We start from the raw sequence: 19,845 nt of genomic DNA, 5'->3' as shown, positions 1-19,845 counted from the left end.
TAACCGGTTTCTTCAAAGATACTGTTTTCAGGTTTTTATTCTGAAGGATTGGGTGGAGGGATCAAAAAAGATAAGGTCTGAAGGAAAAATGCTTTCAAAAGCTCTTTTTTCGATCAGCTCAGAAGGACTGCCTTCAATGACGCCATCAGGTTTCATAAGGATTATCCTGTCGCACAGCTGCAAAGCCAGGTTGATCTCGTGGGTAGCAAAAATAATGGCTTTTTTGGTGGTTACGCTTAGTTCCTTAAGGAGTTTCAATACCTGTGCCTTGTGGTACATATCGAGATGGGAGGTAGGTTCATCCAGAATCATGATTGACGTATCCTGGGCCAGCGCCCGGGCGATCAAAACCTTTTGGAATTGGCCGTCACTAAGTTCGTAACATTTTTTGTGCAGAATGTGGTCAATCTTAACCAGGTTTAGCGCATGTTTCACTTTTTTTCTGTCTTCTTCGGAAAGAGTGCCAAGCCAGTTGGTGTATGGCTGCCGACCGAGAGCTGCCAGTTCGGCTACCCCCAGGTTTTTGGAAAGGGGTTGTTCAGTTAAAACGAGACTAATAAGAGCTGCCAGTCTTGCCGGAGGGATATTATTTCTGTCTTCAGCATTGATGAAGACTTTACCGGCCAGTGCAGGTTGCACCCCGCTTATGGTCCTCAGAAAAGTGGATTTTCCCACCCCGTTTACCCCAATGACCGCCACCAGTTCCCCTTCTTTTACATCAATATTTATCCCCGAAGCGATCACCGTTTGCAGGTGCTTCTTTTCAAACCCGATCTTCAGATCTTCGGTTCTAAGGACAATATTTGATGTCAAATTTTCCATTTTAGAACAGGAATTTTCTTTTACGAACCAGGAGCCAAATCACTACCGGTGCACCTACGAGGGAAGTGATCGCGTTGATAGGTAATGTGTGCTCGCTCCCCGGCAACTGCGCAACAATGTCACAAAGCAGCATTAGAATGGCGCCACCAAGAATTACTGCAGGTAATAATATTTTATGGTCATTCACTGGGATGACCTGTCTTATCAAATGGGGAACCGCTAGTCCCACAAAGGCTATAGGGCCAGCGAAAGCAGTGATACTCCCCGCTAAAAAACTGGTGGAGATTATGAGGATCGCCCGGTTCCTGCTTATGTTCATGCCAAGACTTTTGGCATATTGCTCCCCCAGCAATAGGGTATTAAGGTTCTTTATACTGAAAACGGCCAGGCCGGTTCCCAACACCCAGAAAAAGAACAACACCCCCAATTCATTCCACGAGAGGTCACCCACACTTCCGTAGGACCAGAAAACATATTGCTGCAGCTGCGACGCCGGACTAAAATAGGCCAGAACGCTTACCACTGCCGAACTTAAGCTGGCGAACATCAATCCAATGATAAGGATGGCCATAGTATCTTTTAAACGGATTGAAGCCAGCATAACGGCCAGCAACACCAGTAAGCTGCCTACGCTTGAAGCGATAACCAATCCCCAGCTGGAAAAGATCGCGACGGTGGCCAATCCCCCGAAGAGGGAAGCGCCCATTAATACCAGCGCAACTCCAAGGCTGGCGCCGCTGCTCAACCCGAGAACATACGGGCCTGCCAGGGGATTCCTGAACATGGTTTGCATCAACATTCCGCTCACCGCCAGCCCAGATCCTGCCAGTACAGAAGTAAGGGCTTTCGGGATCCTGTATTCCATAATGATATACTGCCAGTTACTTTCACTTCTCTCCGAAGAAAAAAGCACCGCTAGCACCTCGTCAAATGGTATACTTACAGACCCTAAACTAATGTTCAGGAACCATACAGCTAAGGTGACTAGCAGCAGTAGCAACAGGCTGATCTTATAGGCGCGGGTATTCTGCAATTATTCCAGAGGTTTATAAAAAGTGGTTTTATAATCGGGTAACAGTTGAGGGTGAAAAATCGAGATGAGATCTTTCAAAACAAGATCTGGCCGGTTAGGGGCCAGTTCATAAAAAATAACACCTCCGGTTTCGCCTTTTTCACTGCTGAAGGTAAAAATATTTTTGTTCTGAAATGCCAAAAATTCCCCGTAATGCGAGGAAGCGGCTTCCAATTCCTCATACTTTCCAAACTGGGCCGGGCCTACCCAAAACTCGGCATTAGCTGCACGAGCCAGAACGGTTTCAATAGAAAGGGAGAGACTCCCGGTGCCTTCGGTGTCCTTAAAAAGGTAATCTGCATTGGCGTCTTTAAGGAAACTGGCCTGCCAGCTGTTTCCCGCCGGTAAGAACCACTGGTCCTTGTACATTGCGCCGGTTAAAACGGTGGGTCTTTCTTCTGCTTTTTGGGCAAGTTTCTTTGCGTCAAGATATTCTTTTTCTACCTCTTCAAAAAAGGCTTCTGCTTCCTGGGTCTTTCCGAAGAGCGCCCCGAAGAATTTGATCCATTCGGCTTTGCCCAGTGGTGAGTTCTCGGTCCAGTCGGCATTAAAGATCACCGGAATTCTGCTTTTTTGAATGGTATTGAAACTTTTGTTGCTTCCGTCAATGGAGAAACCAACCACCACATCGGGCCGAAGGTCCAGAAGAGCTTCGGTATTGAGGGCTTCATTCCTGCCCAGTTCCCTTATCCTTCCTTCAGATATCAAATTCCGGGTCTTTTCCGAAGAAATATATTCCAGCCCGGGGAAACCTGTAAGTTTTTCCTCCTCATTCAGGATCTCAAGAGAAGGGATATGGGTGGTAGAAGTGACCACAATTTTTTTTACGGGGATGTTCACCTTTTGGTCGTATTGAAGTCCTTCAGGTATTTCTGCGTTTTCTTCAGCAAGTAAATAACGGTAGGTCTTATCAGCCTTTGGCCAGGGGTTCTTAACCGAGATCAACAGGAAATCCCCATGGTCTTTGATCGAAAGCCCTGAAGCATACTTTACCGGGATCTCTACCCCTGATTCTAGGATGTTTTCCTCTTCACGTTCCTTGGTTTTGCAACTTATTATGGAGGTGAGGGTGAACAGCAGGATTATGTAGGAATATCGTTTCATTTGAGCCTCAAAAGTAAGATTATTTAATTTTTTCTAAGCGGGATAAACTGAAATGTTTACTTTAGTGCCTGAATTTTGGTTCGATCGTTTTCTGATAATTTCAGAAATAAAAAACGTCGATTAAAAGGGAATCAGGGGAAGTTGAAGTTAGAAGTACGAATTACGAGGTACGTAAAACAACAACTTCCGAAGAGATTTTAAAAACAAGAATTACTTAAATTCTAACTTCTAAAATCTTACTTCAAACAAGCCTGAGCTGTTCCCGCAACTGTAAGCTTAGTCCCGTGATTTCGGGATGCCTTTGTAAACTTCATACCACTGTCTTTAGGGATGGGAAGGTAAACAAAAGGACGCGAGCCAGGAGACCTGCCAAATGCAACCTTTTAAAACCTTTGGCTTTCGGGAAAAAAGCCGGTGGATGATGAAAAAACGAAATTTCTACATCTTATTTTTTCTTTTGCTGCAGGGGGCACCCGTGTTTGCGCAAAATGATTCTGTAAATCTACTCGCCGAGATTGTACTCAGCGATGTGAGGCTTTATAAGAATTCCCCGGGGAATACCGTAACGGTTTTAAAGGATTCTGTATTGGAACATAATCAGCCTTCGCTGATGTCTGTGCTAAAATTCAACAGTCCTATTCATTTCAAGGAGAACGGTCCCGGCATGGTAGCATCTGCTTCCTTCAGGGGGACCACCGCTTCCCAAACCGCCGTGATCTGGAACGGGATCAACATCAATTCTCAATTCACCGGGCAAACAGATTTCAATACTTTATTTGCTTCGGGGTATGATCACATAGGTATACGGTCGGGTGGTGGAAGTGTGCTGTACGGAAGCGGCGCAATAGGCGGGAGTGTTCACCTGAACAACAGCTTCAGGTTTGGTAAAGGATTTAAAAATGAACTAAGACTGAAATACGGAAGTTTTAATACTTTTTTCGGGGACTATCATGGTGATTTTTCTTCCGAAGATACAAATGTGCAGCTCCAGTTTTCCCGACACAGTAGTGACAATGATTTTAATTACCCTGATGGAGAAAAGGCCAATGTCAACGGCGATTTCAAAAATAAAGGGTTTAATGCGGCCATCGCCCACATTCTGGACGAAAAAAACACCCTGAAACTTTACACTCAATACTATGACGGTGGCAGAGGATTTTCCGGCACCCTTACGGCGCCTTCGAAAAGCAGGTTTGAAGATGTCAACAGCAGGAATCTTTTGGAGTGGAAAGGTTTGTTCAACAGTTTTACTTCCAACCTTAGACTGGCATATCTGGACGAAAAGTACAGGTACTATGAGAACAGGGAGCAGGAGGCTCATGTGTACGGAAATGCAAAAACCGGCATTGTCAAGTACGACCTGGCTTATGAGCTGACTCCGGATATTGTAATAAGCGGAATCGCACATTTGGATCATACTACAGGAGAAGGCACCAATATTGGGGAGCAGGAAAGAACTACGGGCTCGTTGGGGTTTCTTTTTTCACATGAACTTGACCGCTTCAGGTACCAAATAAGCGGCCGCAAAGAAATTACCGATTCCTATGATTCTCCATTGCTATTTTCACTGAGTTCGGGATATGAGGTTACCGATTCTTACCGGGTAAAACTGAATTTTTCAAAAAACTACAGGATCCCGACTTTTAACGACCTTTTCTGGTATGCAGGCGGGAACCGGGAGTTGGAACCAGAAAAATCCTTACAGGCAGAAATTGGCCAGGACCTTGAATTAAAAGATCTGAAAATCAGTCTTACCGGTTTTGTGATGGAGATCGACAATCTTTTGCGTTGGATCCCGGGTGCCGATGGGCTGTGGAAACCGGAAAATACAAAAAGCGTTCGCAACTATGGGCTGGAAGCAGTGGCCGCATGGGAAAAAGAATATGGGGAACATCAATTTCTCTTCTCCGGAACCTACGCCTACACCCATTCAGAAGATCAAACCACGGGAAAAATGTTGATCTATGTTCCCCGGCATAAATTGACGGCTTCAGCAGGGTATGGATTCAGGAAATTTTCAGCCTTCTACCAGTTCTTGAATACAGGCAGGGTATATACCTCTTCAGATAATAATTATTCTCTGGACAGTTATCTGCTTTCCAATATTGGAGTGGATTATGACCTATTGAAAACTATTAGCCTGGGGGTAGAGGTACTAAATCTTTGGGATGTGAATTATCATAGCATGCCTTCACGACCCATGCCAGGGCGATCCTATAACACCAAACTAACCTTTAAATTTTAATCATGATGAAAAACAAATATTTACTATTACTGGTTTTAATTACTGGATTCTTATCCTGCAGTACAGAAGATGAACCCGGTCTGCCCGAAAAAGAAGGGGAGGATTTTTCTAATGGGACATTTATCCTGAATGAAGGGAATTATGGTTCGGGGAATTCTTCGGTATCCTACCTTGATCCAGAAATGGAAAATATCACCCACACTGTATTTCAAAATGAAAATGAAGGTTTGCCCTTGGGAGATGTCGCTCAAAGTATTGGGTTTTTTGAAGATATGGCCTTTGTGGTGCTGAATGTTTCAAATACGATCGAGGTAGTTGACAGAAAAACCTTTAGCCGTATTGCGACGATATCAACCGGTCTTGAAAATCCCCGTTTTATCACCTTTTCTGAAGGAAAAGCTTTTGTAACCAATTGGGGAGATGGCTATGATCCTGATGACGACTTCGTAAGAGTGATCGATGCACGGAGTTTTGCAGTAGAAGGATCTGTAAGTGTTGCGGAAGGACCTGATAGAGTGGTTTCTGAAAACGGAAAGGTGTACGTGGCACATGTTGGAGGGTACAATTTTAATAATATTGTATCTGTCATCAATGCTGCAACCTTAAATGTTGAAGAAACCCTCATGGTGGGAGATCAACCTGAATCGCTGCTTATCCAAAATGGCAATTTGTGGGTGTTGGCCAGCGGCTTACCTGCCTATACCCAGAACGAGACTGCAGGCAGGATCAGTAAATTTGATCTTTCAGACCTAACTTCAACAAAGGAGTATAACTTTCCCAATATAACCGATCATCCTTCCAAATTGAGATTTGATGAAGGCTCCCTGTATTATACTGTTGGAAAAGAAGTTTATTCCCTGGATACCAGCGAAGAACAACTTCCCGATGTTCCTCTTTTCTCCATGGAAAATGTTGCGGTTTTATATGGTTTTGAGGTTAAAGATTCAAGGATCTTTGCTACCTCAGCCACTACAGACTTCACGGGCAACGGAAGACTTTTGATCTATGATCTCTCCGGAAATCTAACCGGCTCTTTTGAAACCGGGATCAATCCAAACGGGATCTATTTTAATGAATAGAAATTTTCAAAAGATCTGGTTATAAAAAAATCCCGCCTTTGCGGGATTTTTTTTAACTAAAGAAATATTTTTTCTATTCCTGGATAGGAAGGGGAGGAAGTTCATCAAGGTACAGTCTCTGGTAATTTGGCCTGAACATTTTGCTTTCTCCAATAAATTTGAATTTATCCATGGCTTTTTTTGCTGTAGCCGACATTTCTTCCTGAGGATTTCCAAGAATGGCATTAATAGCTGCCTGTAACAATTTTTCGGAAGGATCTCCCAGAACTCCCAGATCATTAAGGTCTTCCTCCACTTTCATATCTGGAGCAAGCCCGTTCACAAAATCGGTCGTACCCACACTGTTGGCATATTTAACCACTAATGGTTGAATAGCATAGGTATGATTTGGGTTGGCATGAAACTTTCCGTTGCTATCAGTAAGTGAGAAATTAGGTGAGTCATGTAGAGTGTAAGAACCCTGGTATTTTCCACTGGTATTTTCACCAATCTGTATTACCTCGATATAGGGATTTAGACCGTTGATCACGAATTCACTGGCAGAAGCAGAACTTTTGGTGGTTAGAACATACACCTCAGTAAGACCTAAACTGTTAATGGCTTCTCCCGTTCTGATTTCATCATTGAAAAGGCTCACCAGCACGTGGGGTGCATTGTTCTCATAATAATCCTGGTAATCATCGTTATAAACATACGTGGTCATCACTTTCCCGTTGAACTGCCCGGTGATCATACTCGCAAGGTCCACAGCAGATTCTCCGTTACCACCACTGTTGTACCTTAAGTCAAGAATAAGGTGGGTAACTCCCTGGGCCTTTAAGTCGAGAAAGGCCCCATTAAGTTTACTGTCAAAACTAGGCGTAAAACTGTTGTACATAAGATACCCGATTTTCTTGTCTTCTATTTCAAGTACCTCAGAAAGAAATATGGGATCTTCAGTCATTTCAACTTTTACCAGATCCACTACCTTATCTGTATCAGAGATCGTATTTTCAGAAATCTCAGCGATCCTAAGGGAATAACTGTCTTGTCCCAAAAGATTCCTGTAATTATCAACAGTTAATTTTTGGCCATCTATTTCCGTAAAGAGATCCCCTCTTTTCACTCCTTGTTCTTCTGCTGAAGTACCAGGCAGAACATATCGAACCCAGCCAAATATATTATCAGGAGCATTGGAAAATACATACAGTCCGTAATCCATCCCATTGGATTTTGCGACCCCGGAACCAAGAAGTTTTCCCAAAGCCACATAATCACTGGTCATAAAGCTGAAGCGGTCATGGGAGGCCTGGAGATCTTCGAAAAGGTCTTCAGGACTGTTCGCTGCGATCAGGAATTCATTCTTTTCAGCAACAGAACTAAAATAATCATCAGCCAGAGCAGGAACTTCAGATTTATAAAGGTAAATGTTGTTCATTCCCCGGTATATAAAGCTCTCTACTTCAGTATTTTCTGTCTCAACAGGATTTTCTTCCACCTTTTCTACTTCCTTGTCGATCTCATCCTTGGCGCAGGAGGTAAAGAGTAGCCCGGCCATAAACACAGGTAAAAATAATTTCTTCATTTTCAGTTTTTTATTTAAAGTCCTAAAGCTAATCCAATCGGAAATAGCTTCCAAAATTTTTTCTTAAAAAAGTGTTAATTCATTACTTCTTGGGCAGATAACGGTAATCCCTCTTTTGTAAACATTTTTTGATATAACAGATCCTTCATTCCGCTTTCTCCGACTATCTCATTAAAGAGGTGATTCTGAGTTGAGAATTGCTGCGGAAGGCCCTGAATTGCATTGAGTGCAGCCTGTAAAAGTGGTTCTTCGGGATCACCCAGAACCCCCAGGTTTCTAATATCCTCCTTAAGTTCAATATCCGGGAGCAATCCTTCGTGAAAATCTGTATATCCTGATGCATTGACGGTTTTGTAGATCAATGGCTGTATGGCATAAGTGTGACCGGTGTTCGCATCTTTCCGCCTAAAGTCGGGTGAATCGTAAAGCGTAGTGGAGGCCTGGAATTTTCCAACGGTTCGCTCCCCAACCTGTACCACCTCTATGTAAGGGGACAGCCCGTTGATTAGCAATTCACTGGCAGAGGCAGTACGAAGGGTGGTGATCACATAAACCCTGTTAAGGCCCAGGCTGTTGATGGTGTTGCCGTTGGATATCCTGTTGTCAAACCGGTTTTCCAGCGATTCAGGTTGGTTTTCTTCCAGATAGGTCTGGTAATCCTGGTTCCATTGCTCAGTATAAAATATCTCATCATTAATTTGCCCCGTTATCATACTCCCAAGGTCCTTGGCAGATTCAACAGAGCCGCCGCTGTTGTACCTTAGGTCTACCACAAGATCTGTAATACCTTCTGTCTTGAACATTCCGAATGTCTCATTCAACACCTTATCAAAATTTCCGGTAAAGCCGTTATACATCAGGTATCCTATCTTACCTTCGGGAGTGTCGATGGTGGTCGCAATATAAACGGGATTGGTGGTATATTCATGTTTTTCAAGGGTCACAGTTTCTCCGGTTGAAGAGATCACATCACCTTCAATTTTGGCCAATCCTATGGTATAGGTAGCCGGTTCCAGAAGTCGGGAAAAATTATCTGCCGTTAGTTGCACCCCATCAACAGTATTAAAATAGTCGCCTCTTTGGATCCCTTTTTCTTCCGCAGATGTACCCGGTAGCACATAACGCACATATCCTAAGACTTCTTCGGAAGTGGAGGTGTAACGAATAAGCCCGAATTGCATCCCATTGGTAACATTAATACCGTCCAGGGAGCGCTCCAGTTCAAGGTAATCTTCCACCAGAAAACTGAAATCGTCCTGCTCTGCCACCAGTCCGTTATAGAAAAGGTCCTCAGGGGAAGAGAAGGTTTTTAGGAAATCATCCAGTTCCTGCTGGTTAGCGAACCTGGAATCTGCAAGATCTGGTACATCCTCTTTATAAAGGTAAACATCATTCATGCCTCTCCAGATAAATCTTTTTATTTCCAGGGAACTTGCCGGTCTCAGAACATCATCCATATCATCATGACAGGCGGTGAAACCAAGAAGAAGAAAGAGGGAAAGCAGCAGGTAAGAGGTTTGTCTCATAATTGTATATTTAGATGGCCATTAAATTTACTCGGAAAAAAATAAAATTTGGAATTATTTGGTAACAAAATTGAATAGTAACCGTCGTAAGGGTAAGAGGCAGTAAAAAAGCCTCCACCAACCAATCAAAAATGAAACAGCATACGTTCATAGATCTCATGAAACCGGTGCAGGACAAGATGTACAGGCTTGCCCTAAGGCTCCTGGTCTCCAAAGAGGCTGCTGAAGATGCGACCCAGGAGGTGATGTTGAAATTATGGAGTCGAAAAAAGCAGTTGAGTTCGTATAACAACCTGGAAGCTTTTGCCATGACGGTAACTAAAAATTACTGTCTCGACCAGTTAAAGCTTAAGCAAAACAACAACCTGCGCATTGTACACAGTAATTATGATAGTGGGGAGTCTTCTCTTCAACATAAAGTGGAGGTGCGGGATGATCTTGACTGGGTCAAAAAAGTGATCGAACAGTTGCCAGAGCAACAAAAGATTCTCATCCAGTTAAGGGAAGTTGAACAATATGATTATGAAGAGATCGCTGAGATGACAAATATGAAAGAAACAGCGATAAGGGTAGCTTTAAGCCGCGCCCGCAAAAAAATAAAAGAAGAAATGATTAAAAGACACCGCTATGGAATTAAAAGCAATTGAACGGCTGTTGGAGAAGTATCTTGAAGCAGAGACTTCTCTAAAAGAAGAAGCCAGGCTGCAGGCCTACTTCACTTCAGGCAATGTAGCGCCCCATCTTCTGGAATATGCTCCCTTGTTCAGCTACTTCGGAAGCGCAAGAGAAGAAATTTTTGAAGGTAAAGTGAGCTATGTAAGTTGGGGAAGAAAAAGGGTCTACTCGTTGGTAGCGGTTGCCGCCTCAATAGTCATTTTAATGGGAGTTGTGGTTCAGCAAAATAACCGGGTAAATGAATTTGGTACTTATGACGATCCCGAGCTGGCCATGCAAAAAACCAAAGAAGCCCTGGAGATGATCTCCACCTATATGAATACCGGAACTGAAGACCTTGGATACCTTCAGGAATTTAACGATACAACAAATAAAATCACCAAAAACCCTTAAAAAAATAATCATGAAAAAGTTAACCTTCGCCTTATTGGCCTTATTAATGCCCTTTCTTTCAGGTGCTCAGAACTTCGAAAAATATGAGAATATGAAAGAAGTGGATGCTGTAGTCATAACCAGTAAAATGTTCAAGTTATTGACTAAGATCGATCTTAATGCAGACGATCCTGAAACCCAGGCTTACATAGACCTTATCGAGAATCTGCAGGAAATGCGTGTTTTTTCAACCACCAAGGATAATGTGCGGCAGCAAATGTCAACTGATGTAGCCGCTTATTTAAAATCGGGTAAACTGCAGGAATTAATGAGAGTTACTGAAGATGGCAAGACCGTAAAGTTCTATTACAAACCCGGTAAGACCGATGATTACGTGAGCCAGTTGTTCATGTATATGGAAGGGGAGGAAAAAAATAAACCTCTTTCAGTTATCCTGAATATTACCGGCGAGATCAACCTGGCCCAGGTATCAAAACTGGCCAATGATTTTAAAATACCGGGAGGGGACGAATTAAAGAACGTTGAAACCAATTAGTCATGAAAAAGGCAATTTTAATATTGGTCCTTCTAAGCCTTGGGCTTGTTTCCTGTAACAATGAGACAACTCTTCAGGAATATTACGTGGAGAACCAGAACAGTAATGAATTTATCGCTTTTGATATACCTGCCAGTTTGTTGACAGGGGACAATTCAAAATTAAATGCCGAGCAAAAAGCTACACTCCAAACGATTAAAAAGGTAAATCTACTGGGTTTTCCTAAAAAAATGGAGAACCAGGCCGTCTATGAAGAAGAAAAACAAAAACTGGCTGAGATCCTTAAATCAGGAAAATACAAACAATTAATGCGCTACGGGGGCGGAGACAAAAGGGCCGAACTCTATTACATGGGCGAGGAAGATGCTATTGATGAACTCATTGTTTTTGGTTCTGATGAGGAAAAAGGTTTCGGAATTGCCCGGGTGACCGGTGACGATATGAATCCTGATTCCTTGATCAGGCTTCTCAAGTCTTTCGAGAAAGGAGAGCTTGATGTGCAGGGACTGCCACCTCTGGGTGGAATGTTCAAAGATTAAATCTTATTGAAAAAGAAAAATCAAAGGCTGTTCAAATTTTAACAGCCTTTTTTTATATCCCCGTGTAATTCTGTGGAGTGATCATCTTGAGTTCCTGTTTTATTTCTTCGGAAACATCCAGCTGATCGATGAATTTTGAAATACTTTCTTTATTGATCGTTTCGTTGGTACGGGTAAGACCTTTAAGCGCTTCATACGGCTGCGGATAAGCCTCTCTTCTCAATATGGTTTGAATGGCTTCTGCCACTACAGCCCAGTTATTTTCCAGATCGGCATCAATTTTGGCTTCATTCAGCAACAATTTATTCAAACCTTTAAGAGTGGAAGCAAAACCAATGAGGGTATGCCCAAAAGGTACTCCTATGCTCCTTAGAACTGTACTGTCCGTTAAATCCCGCTGTAATCTACTAACCGGAAGTTTGGCAGCAAGATGTTCAAAAAGGGCATTAGCAATCCCCAGGTTCCCTTCGCTGTTCTCAAAATCAATTGGATTCACTTTATGCGGCATAGCCGAGGATCCAACTTCCCCCTTTTTGATCCTTTGTTTGAAATAATCCATAGATACATAAGACCAGATATCCTTATCAAGGTCTAGAATGATGGTGTTGATCCTTTTCAAGGCATCAAAAAGAGAAGCCATATGATCGTAATGTTCGATCTGGGTGGTAGGAAAGGAATGGTATAATCCCAGGGTTCCCTCCACATAATCTGTCCCAAATTTCTTCCAGTCTATAAGTGGATAGGCAACTTTATGGGCATTGAAATTCCCTGTGGCACCGCCAAATTTAGCGGCAAAAGGAATTTTGGCTAAAAATTTCATTTGTTCCTGAAGCCTTATTACAAAAACTTTGATCTCCTTACCTAAGCGGGTAGGAGAGGCAGGTTGTCCATGGGTACGGGCTAACATGGGGATACTCTCCCAGTCAGTTGAAAGCTCATTCAATTTATTTACAAGTTCATCAAGTGCAGGAAGGTATACCTTTGCCATAGCATCCTTGATGCTTAAAGGAACCGCTGTGTTGTTAATATCTTGGGAAGTAAGCCCAAAATGTATAAATTCTTTATAGTCAGACAAATCCAGTTTTTCAAACCTGTCTTTGATGAAATATTCAACAGCTTTTACGTCGTGATTGGTAACCTTTTCGATCTCTTTGACCTCCCGGGCCTCTTCTAATGAGAAATCTTTATAAATATCCCTGAGTTTTGGAAAGACAGCGGGATCTACCTTTTTTAACTGCGGAAGTCCCAGTTTCCAGAGTGCGATGAAATACTCAATTTCAACCTTCACCCGATACCTGATAAGGGCTTCCTCACTAAAGTAGGAGATGAGTCCTTTTGTTTTTTCGTAATACCTACCGTCAATAGGGGAAATAGCTTGCAGGGCCGTCATTGGTCTCTTTTATAGAATTAAAGGGTAAAGATACAGCTTCAGGTCAATCTGCAAAAGCTTATTTTTCCGGTAATACTCCGGTGAGATCATTCCTGCTCCAAAAGCTTCTCTACCAACCTGGGAACGCCTACTGAAGCCTTTTCAGAAAAAACCTTCAGATTTTTATTTTCCGCAACTGAGGGTTTTGGATCAATGAAATATACCGGGGTACCTTCCCTGATAAAATCTATGAGTCCGGCTGCAGGATATACCTGCATGGAAGTACCTATTATTATAAGGATATCAGCTTCCGAAGTAATATCTATGGCCTTTTCCATCATAGGGACCGCCTCTCCAAACCATACCACATGAGGCCTCAACTGGTGGTTGTGCTCACAGAAGTCACCGGGTTTGATGTCCCCTTCCCAGTCCATGACCAGGTTCTCATCAAAAGTGCTGCGGGCTTTATTGAGTTCTCCGTGCAGGTGCACCACATTCCTGCTTCCGGCTCTTTCATGCAGGTCATCTACATTTTGGGTTATGATATGGACCTCGTATTTTTCCTCCAATGCCTTAAGTGCATTGTGGGCAGGATTGGGTTGTACTTCTTTTAACTGCCTGCGGCGTTGGTTGTAGAAATCCAATACCATTTCCTGATTTCGTTCCCACCCCATTGGGGTCGCAACATCCATCACGTCATGGCCTTCCCAGAGGCCGTTAGCATCCCTAAAGGTATTGATGCCGCTTTCTGCACTTACACCCGCACCGGTGAGAACCACAATTTTTTTCATTTTCTGTAGAATTTGTAGAGAAAAATGTAAGTAAAATTTTTGAAAAATCATAGCAGCAATGACCACTATATGGGGGCAGGATACAGCCTTTATTCAGGCAGATTTCATATTTTTGCGACATGGACCTGAACCCCCAACTGCTCGAATACCTGGAATCATTTCTTACACCTAGAAGACAGGAGCTTTTTAAAAAGGTAGTTGAGCAGAGAACGAACCATATTACCGTGGCTACTCAAGATGTTTACCAGCTTCACAATACCAGTGCGGTAATAAGAAGTTGCGACGTTTTTGGAATACAGAATATCCATGTGGTCGAAGAGGTGAATGTGAAAAAAATTGACCGCGAGATCGCCATGGGGGCACAGAAGTGGGTGGATATTAACCGTTATAATTCCTCAGAGGCTTGTCTTGCCGATCTAAGGCATAAAGATTACAGAATAGTAGCTACCTCGCCGCATCGGGGGATTCCGCTTCAGGATTTTGACATCACAAGACCCGCGGCTCTTTTCTTTGGAACAGAAACAGACGGACTTTCAGAAGAAGTTATGGAAAAAGCCGATGAATTCATTCAAATTCCCATGTACGGATTTACCGAAAGTTTGAACATATCAGTTTCAGCAGCGATCATTTTACAGGAGATAACCTTCAGATTAAGAAGAAGTAATGTGAACTGGCAGTTATCTGAAGATGAAAAATTCTTTAAGAGAATGGAGTGGGCAAAGAAGACCATAAAAAATTCAGAGGAAATTATCAGACGCTTTCAGGCATCACATTAATTAATTACATTTAGAACCCGTTTAGAAAAAGGTATGACGCTTTTCTTTTATGTTATTATTGGGCTTATCACTTTCGTAGCCTTTCTCCATGCCTGGTCCCGGAAAGAATACGACCTAAGCAGAACGGTGGTTATCAACAAGCCCAAGGCAGAAGTTTATGCTTTTATAAGACAGCTTAAAAAGCAGCCTTTATGGATGCCCTGGTTCCTGAATGACCCACAATATCTCATTAAATTCAAGGGAGAAGACGGGAAAGAAGGCGCTTCATCTTACTGGAAAGGAACCAATACTGTTGAAGGTATCCAAAAGATAACCAAAGTGAGGGAGGGAAAGTTGCTGGAGACCCAACTGTTGTTTCTACGGCCTTACAAATCACTTTCCATGAATTATATGGCGGTAAAGGAAGTGGAGCCAAACCGCACCAAAATGGTTTGGGGAGTAAGGGGTACTCATAAATTCCCCGCATCGGTCATGATGCTTTTCTACGGAATGGACCGGGCTCTGGGTAAAGATTTTGAAGCCGGCCTTGAGAATCTCAAGAACCTGCTTGAGAAAAAGTCTTAATACCTTTAATGGTTACCGGACCTCAAATTTACCATTCGAAAGTTGAAAAAAATTGAATAAAAAAATCCGGAAGCTTTCACTACCGGATCATATTTTTGTCACAGGAACGATTACCTGTTAAGTACCTTGTATTCTTCGTAACAGCCACTCATGGCATCAAGGATCTGCAGATCATTGGCAGAATTTATAAAGTCTTTGGAGTAATTACACCTTCTAAGCACTTCATCAATATCCATCCTGTCAATTTGTAATACAGCCATAAGGGTTTGACGGTCAAACTTACTTTGCAGAAGTTGTCTTATCTCGTCATCCTGTTTCATTTCCCGTAGCTTCCTCATTTGTTTAGGTTGCTTTCCGAAGATATTATAAAGGGCATCTGCAGGGTTAAACACGGCGCCCAGTACCTTTGAAACTGCGCCCGGGCTCCTGTCACCCCCTTCATAACCTTTATCCAGTCCCGAAATACTGTATCGGTAATTCTCGTAAATAGGAATGTTCTTGGCATCTATCTCCAGGTAACCTGTCAATTGAATGGGGCTCACCACCACTTCTTCAAGAGCTATCCCCAGTTCGGTCATCTTCACTTTTACCACTCCGTATTTTAACCAGTCATTGGTCACCCTCACCCGAATTGGTTTGAATCCAAGATAAGAGAAATATAAGGTATCATTTACGGCAGCCGGAATCTCAAAATCCCCTTCAGGAGAGGTGATAGCCCCTTTCACCTGATTCAAATTCACGATGTGTGCATTTTCAATAGGGATATCATTGGCTGCATTCAGAACCTTTCCGGTAACCACAGTGGTGGTATCCTGCCCATAAGACAGAAAACCAATGAGGAAAAAAAGAGGGGCGAAAAAATGTTTCATGCTATTCGTTAGGATGCATTATAGTTCCTAAAAACTGTACCAAACTGCTTTCAGGCCTTATTTTTTTGAACGTCGCCTGTTGATTGAGCTTGCAATACTATTGCTTCTTCCTCCGCTTTTTTTGCTTTTGTTTCCAGCACCTCCGTCATCAGAGGATCTTCTTCGGCCTCCTGAGGGTGCATCTGATGATCTTCTTTTACTTCTCCCGCCAGATGGTTTATCGAAGCTGCGACCTTTACGGTCATCATCACCTCTAAAGCTCTTTTTTCTTCCGCGGTCCTTTCCTGAGCTCTTCTTCGTCACCTCCACATTAATGTTGCGGCCGTGAAGTTTAAAGTCTTCAAAAATGGCAAGAACTTCATTAGCTTTTTCGCTGGGTACATTGAAAAATGAGAAACTGTCTTTGACCTCTACACGGTTAACATCATCTCTTCCAAGGTCAAGAGTAGCTTTAAGGAAGTCCTTAAGGCTCATCCAGTCAAAATCATCTTTTGCGCCAACATTGATGAAGAATCTCGTTGAATCTCCTTCATCTTCTGCTACGTCACCTGAAACTTTTGCGTTAAGATCCTGGGCATTATTGTAGTAATTGTAGAACCTGGTGAATTCAACAGAGAAGAACTTCTTCAAAAGTTCTTCTTTTGAAAGCCCTTCAAATAATTCGTTGATACTTGGAAGGTAACGGTCTATCTCGTGGTTGATCTCAGTTTTGCTGATCTCGTTGGCAAGATGGAAAAGCTGTACTTCACAGATCTCCCTACCATCAGGAATATCTTTCCTTTCAAATTTCTGACCTATTATCCTTTCAATACTCTTGATCTTTCGTGCTTCACTTTTGGAGACAATGACCATGGAAACTCCGCTTTTTCCGGCTCTTCCTGTACGTCCGCTTCGGTGAGTGTAAGTTTCGATCTCGTCGGGCAACTGGTAGTTGATCACGTGTGTGATGTCTTCAACATCAATCCCACGGGCAGCAACGTCTGTAGCTACCAGCATCTGGATCTGTCTCGCACGGAAACTTTTCATCACCAGGTCACGCTGGTTTTGGCTCAGGTCCCCGTGAAGGGCAGCAGCATTATAACCGTCTTCGATCAATTGTTCGGCTACCTTTTGGGTATCCCTTTTTGTACGGCAAAAGATCACCGAAAAGATATCGGGATTCGCATCTGCCAGCCGTTTAAGTGCTGAATAACGATCTCTCGCATTCACCAAATAATATTCGTGGGAAACGTTTGACGTTCCCATGTTTTTTGTTCCTACTGTAATTTCTACAGGAGTACGCATAAATTTCTTCGCGATGATAGAAACTTCTTTCGGCATAGTAGCCGAAAATAACCAGGTGCTTTTTTCAGCAGGTGTGTGAGACAAAATTGCCGTAATGTCTTCAAAGAAGCCCATGTTCAACATTTCATCTGCCTCATCAAGGATGCAGTATTCAATAGAAGATATATCTACCAGTTTCCTGTTAACCATATCCTGCATACGCCCGGGAGTGGCGACAATGATCTGTGCCCCTTTCCTTATCTGGCTCGCCTGGTCTGTGATACTCGCTCCACCATAGATGGCAACGGTATTAAGACCTTTGAAATGTTTCGAGTAGTTCTTTAACTCATTGGTGATCTGTAAACAAAGTTCACGGGTTGGGGAAAGAATAAGCCCTTGTGTTCTCTTACTATTCGTGTCGATCTTCTGGATAAGCGGGAAACCAAATGCTGCGGTTTTTCCGGTTCCTGTCTGGGCAAGAGCCACCATATCGGTCTCCTGCTGTAATAAAATAGGGATTGCTTTTTCCTGAACTTCACTCGGACTTTCGAAGCCCATGTCTTCGATAGCCTGTAATAAAGCGTCATTCAATCCTAATAATTCAAATTTGTTCATAAATATCTAATAAGCGGCAAAGGTACGGATAAGTTAGCAGCTTATAGCATAAAAATTCAGGAGGTCTTTTGGCTAAGAAAGTCAACCAATTGGCGGGTTGCGCGGCCGCGATGACTTAGTTTGGACTTTTCATTCAGGCTCATTTCTGCAAATGTGCGCGAATATCCTTCTGGTTGAAACACAGGATCATAGCCAAATCCTTCTTTTCCTCTCCTTTCAGAAATGATAGTTCCCGAACATATTCCGGTAAAACTGTATTTCTTCCCCTCAAGGATCAAAGCGATAACTGTTTTAAAACGGGCATCCCTGTTATTTTTATCTTTTAATTCCTTCAGGAGCCGGTCAATATTGGCTTCGTTGTTCCTTTCTTCACCAGCATAACGGGCAGAATGAACACCTGGAGCGCCATCCAGCACCTCTACTTCCAGTCCCGTATCATCTGCGAAGCAGTCATACCCATAGTTTTCTTTAATGTAATTTGCCTTTTGAAAAGCATTCCCTTCTATAGTGTCTGCTGTTTCAGGGATGTCTTCTTTACAGCCAATGTCCTCCAGTGACAGGATCTCAAAATGCGGAGGAATAAGAGTCCCTATTTCTCTTATCTTATTAGGATTATTGGTGGCGAAGACCAGTCGGACTTTTGAGTTTTCTGAAGTCATAATTATTTATGGTGATAAGGTTCGTTCTTTAAAATGGTAAAGGCACGGTATAGCTGCTCGGTAAAGAACAGTCTTACCATCTGGTGTGAAAAGGTCATTTTTGAGAGGGATAATTTACCATTGGCCCGGGCATAGACTTCTTCGGAAAAACCGTAGGGCCCACCTATTATAAAAATCAATTGCTTCATCCCGCTGTTAAGCCTTTTTTGGAGGTATTCTGAAAATCCCTCTGAAGAATATTGTTTCCCGTTTTCATCCAGGAGGACCAGGAAGTCTGAGGGCGTTATTTTATTGAGCATCAGTTTGCCTTCCATGACCTTTTGCTGCTCCCGGGTAAGGCTTTTGGTCTTTTTAAGATCGGGGATGATCTCAAGCTCAAATTTGTTGTAGTGCTCCAGTCTTTTCACATAGGTTTCGATAAGTCCCTGCAGGGCGGGATCGTCGGTTTTTCCTATGGCCAGCAATTTAATGGTCATGATGTTAAATTAGTGTTTACTTTGTAACTTTAGCAAAAATAAGGACTGCAATGATCTCAAAAGAACAATTTGAAAAGGAAATTGAAATAATTATTGAAAATTCCCTCAGGGAAGATATTGGTAGCGGCGATCACAGTTCATTGGCTTGTATTCCTGCGGAAGCCATGGGAAAGGCTAAACTTCTGGTCAAAGATGAAGGAATAGTTGCGGGAGTTGATTTTGCAAGGCGGGTGTTCGAAAAGGTAGACCCTGCCATGACCATGGAGGTTCTTATGGAAGACGGAAGCCGTATAAAAAGAGGGGATATTGTTTTTTATGTTCAGGGTGCATCAAGATCTATATTGAAAGCCGAACGACTGGTTCTTAATGCAATGCAGCGAATGAGCGCCATCGCTACAAAGACCCGGAGATTTGTTGACAGGCTCGAAGGGACCCAAACAAAGATCCTTGATACCAGAAAGACCACACCGGGGATAAGGGCCATTGAAAAATGGGCGGTCAAAATAGGAGGGGGGGAGAACCATAGGTTTGCATTATATGACATGATCATGTTAAAAGACAATCATATTGATTTCGCCGGGGGTATTACAAAAGCCATTAAAAAAACCCAAACCTACTTAAAGGAAAATGATCTGGACCTAAAGATCATAGTAGAAGCCCGAAATCTTGAGGAAATAAGAGAAATACTTGCTTCAGAAAGTATATACCGTATCCTGCTTGATAACTTTACCTATGAACAAACCCGGAAGGCAGTGGCTATGATAGACGGTAAATGCCAAACAGAATCGAGCGGGGGGATCACCCTCGAGACTTCCCGTGTTTATGCCGAATGTGGGGTCGACTATATCTCCAGTGGAGCATTGACTCATTCTGTGCATAACCTTGATCTCAGTCTAAAGGCAGTATAGT

At 42.8% G+C, this 19,845-nt stretch carries 20 protein-coding genes and 1 riboswitch; of the genes, 9 read left to right on the top strand and 11 right to left on the bottom strand.

The features are described from left to right. Positions 1-27: 27 nt before the first annotated feature. The 3 genes from ACFSTG_RS14165 to ACFSTG_RS14155 are packed head-to-tail and all read right to left on the bottom strand — an operon-like array spanning position 28 to position 2,998. Entirely contained in the window at positions 28-822 is a 795-nt protein-coding gene (locus ACFSTG_RS14165; protein ID WP_380754474.1) for an ABC transporter ATP-binding protein, read from the bottom strand. A gap of 1 nt (position 823) precedes the next feature. After that, a complete protein-coding gene (locus tag ACFSTG_RS14160) occupies positions 824-1,855 on the bottom strand; it encodes an iron chelate uptake ABC transporter family permease subunit (RefSeq protein ID WP_380754471.1) in 1,032 nt (343 codons plus the stop codon). Then, complete coding sequence (locus tag ACFSTG_RS14155) at positions 1,856-2,998, bottom strand: ABC transporter substrate-binding protein (protein WP_380754468.1); 1,143 nt, start codon at positions 2,996-2,998, stop codon at positions 1,856-1,858. It lies immediately after the preceding gene. A gap of 59 nt (positions 2,999-3,057) precedes the next feature. Next, positions 3,058-3,386: riboswitch (cobalamin riboswitch) on the top strand. A 30-nt stretch (positions 3,387-3,416) separates the two neighbouring features. Here ACFSTG_RS14155 and ACFSTG_RS14150 point away from each other — a divergent pair. Next, positions 3,417-5,243, top strand: coding sequence for a TonB-dependent receptor plug domain-containing protein (locus ACFSTG_RS14150; RefSeq protein ID WP_380754465.1), 1,827 nt, complete (start codon positions 3,417-3,419; stop codon positions 5,241-5,243). A gap of 2 nt (positions 5,244-5,245) precedes the next feature. After that, positions 5,246-6,322 carry a YncE family protein gene (locus tag ACFSTG_RS14145; protein ID WP_380754462.1) on the top strand — a complete coding sequence of 359 codons (1,077 nt, stop codon included), beginning with the start codon at positions 5,246-5,248 and terminating at the stop codon, positions 6,320-6,322. Positions 6,323-6,395: 73 nt separating this feature from the next. On the opposite strand, the gene ACFSTG_RS14140 is transcribed toward ACFSTG_RS14145, so the two are convergent. Both ACFSTG_RS14140 and ACFSTG_RS14135 read right to left on the bottom strand, forming a co-directional pair. After that, a complete protein-coding gene (locus ACFSTG_RS14140; RefSeq protein ID WP_380754459.1) occupies positions 6,396-7,886 on the bottom strand; it encodes a S41 family peptidase in 1,491 nt (496 codons plus the stop codon). 74 nt (positions 7,887-7,960) lie between these two features. Further along, positions 7,961-9,412, bottom strand: a complete 1,452-nt coding sequence (locus ACFSTG_RS14135; protein ID WP_380754456.1) for a S41 family peptidase — start codon at positions 9,410-9,412, stop codon at positions 7,961-7,963. 131 nt (positions 9,413-9,543) lie between these two features. Here ACFSTG_RS14135 and ACFSTG_RS14130 point away from each other — a divergent pair, with 131 nt between their 5' ends. Genes ACFSTG_RS14130 through ACFSTG_RS14115 form a run of 4 tightly spaced genes read left to right on the top strand, consistent with a single transcriptional unit; the run spans position 9,544 to position 11,554 of the window. Beyond that, a complete protein-coding gene (locus ACFSTG_RS14130; protein ID WP_380754453.1) occupies positions 9,544-10,059 on the top strand; it encodes an RNA polymerase sigma factor in 516 nt (171 codons plus the stop codon). Then, a complete protein-coding gene (locus tag ACFSTG_RS14125) occupies positions 10,040-10,480 on the top strand; it encodes a hypothetical protein (RefSeq protein ID WP_380754450.1) in 441 nt (146 codons plus the stop codon). The genes ACFSTG_RS14130 and ACFSTG_RS14125 overlap by 20 nt, the downstream gene beginning before the upstream one ends. Before the next feature lie 10 nt (positions 10,481-10,490). Then, entirely contained in the window at positions 10,491-11,015 is a 525-nt protein-coding gene (locus ACFSTG_RS14120) for a DUF4252 domain-containing protein (RefSeq protein WP_380754447.1), read from the top strand. Between the two features lie 2 nt (positions 11,016-11,017). Further along, positions 11,018-11,554, top strand: coding sequence for a DUF4252 domain-containing protein (locus tag ACFSTG_RS14115; protein ID WP_380754443.1), 537 nt, complete (start codon positions 11,018-11,020; stop codon positions 11,552-11,554). Positions 11,555-11,606: 52 nt separating this feature from the next. Here ACFSTG_RS14115 and purB read toward each other — a convergent pair whose 3' ends face one another. Both purB and ACFSTG_RS14105 read right to left on the bottom strand, forming a co-directional pair. Then, the gene (purB, locus tag ACFSTG_RS14110) at positions 11,607-12,944 is read right to left on the bottom strand and encodes an adenylosuccinate lyase (RefSeq protein ID WP_380754437.1); all 1,338 of its coding nucleotides are present in this window, start codon (positions 12,942-12,944) and stop codon (positions 11,607-11,609) included. Positions 12,945-13,030: 86 nt separating this feature from the next. Beyond that, entirely contained in the window at positions 13,031-13,714 is a 684-nt protein-coding gene (locus ACFSTG_RS14105; protein ID WP_380754431.1) for an SIR2 family NAD-dependent protein deacylase, read from the bottom strand. Between the two features lie 119 nt (positions 13,715-13,833). Here ACFSTG_RS14105 and ACFSTG_RS14100 point away from each other — a divergent pair, with 119 nt between their 5' ends. Both ACFSTG_RS14100 and ACFSTG_RS14095 read left to right on the top strand, forming a co-directional pair. Next, positions 13,834-14,490 (top strand): TrmH family RNA methyltransferase, encoded by a 657-nt coding sequence (locus ACFSTG_RS14100; RefSeq protein WP_380754425.1) that lies wholly within the window; start codon positions 13,834-13,836, stop codon positions 14,488-14,490. A gap of 33 nt (positions 14,491-14,523) precedes the next feature. Further along, positions 14,524-15,054, top strand: coding sequence for an SRPBCC family protein (locus ACFSTG_RS14095; RefSeq protein ID WP_380754419.1), 531 nt, complete (start codon positions 14,524-14,526; stop codon positions 15,052-15,054). A gap of 110 nt (positions 15,055-15,164) precedes the next feature. Here the strand turns inward: ACFSTG_RS14095 and ACFSTG_RS14090 are convergent, their stop codons facing one another. Genes ACFSTG_RS14090 through rlmH form a run of 4 tightly spaced genes read right to left on the bottom strand, consistent with a single transcriptional unit; the run spans position 15,165 to position 18,936 of the window. Beyond that, on the bottom strand, positions 15,165-15,923 hold the full coding sequence (locus ACFSTG_RS14090; protein WP_380754412.1) for a carboxypeptidase-like regulatory domain-containing protein: 759 nt from the start codon (positions 15,921-15,923) through the stop codon (positions 15,165-15,167). A 57-nt stretch (positions 15,924-15,980) separates the two neighbouring features. Continuing rightward, positions 15,981-17,801 carry a DEAD/DEAH box helicase gene (locus ACFSTG_RS14085; protein WP_380754408.1) on the bottom strand — a complete coding sequence of 607 codons (1,821 nt, stop codon included), beginning with the start codon at positions 17,799-17,801 and terminating at the stop codon, positions 15,981-15,983. A 56-nt stretch (positions 17,802-17,857) separates the two neighbouring features. Then, positions 17,858-18,460 (bottom strand): non-canonical purine NTP diphosphatase, encoded by a 603-nt coding sequence (locus ACFSTG_RS14080; RefSeq protein ID WP_380754405.1) that lies wholly within the window; start codon positions 18,458-18,460, stop codon positions 17,858-17,860. Between the two features lie 2 nt (positions 18,461-18,462). After that, a complete protein-coding gene (gene rlmH, locus ACFSTG_RS14075) occupies positions 18,463-18,936 on the bottom strand; it encodes a 23S rRNA (pseudouridine(1915)-N(3))-methyltransferase RlmH (RefSeq protein ID WP_380754402.1) in 474 nt (157 codons plus the stop codon). A 50-nt stretch (positions 18,937-18,986) separates the two neighbouring features. Here rlmH and nadC point away from each other — a divergent pair, with 50 nt between their 5' ends. Then, positions 18,987-19,844 (top strand): carboxylating nicotinate-nucleotide diphosphorylase, encoded by an 858-nt coding sequence (nadC, locus tag ACFSTG_RS14070; protein ID WP_380754399.1) that lies wholly within the window; start codon positions 18,987-18,989, stop codon positions 19,842-19,844. Position 19,845 lies beyond the last annotated feature (1 nt).

Source organism: Salinimicrobium flavum (assembly GCF_042684505.1).
Taxonomy (GTDB): Bacteria; Bacteroidota; Bacteroidia; order Flavobacteriales; family Flavobacteriaceae; genus Salinimicrobium; species Salinimicrobium flavum.
This window is presented reverse-complemented; position numbering and strand designations above follow the sequence as displayed.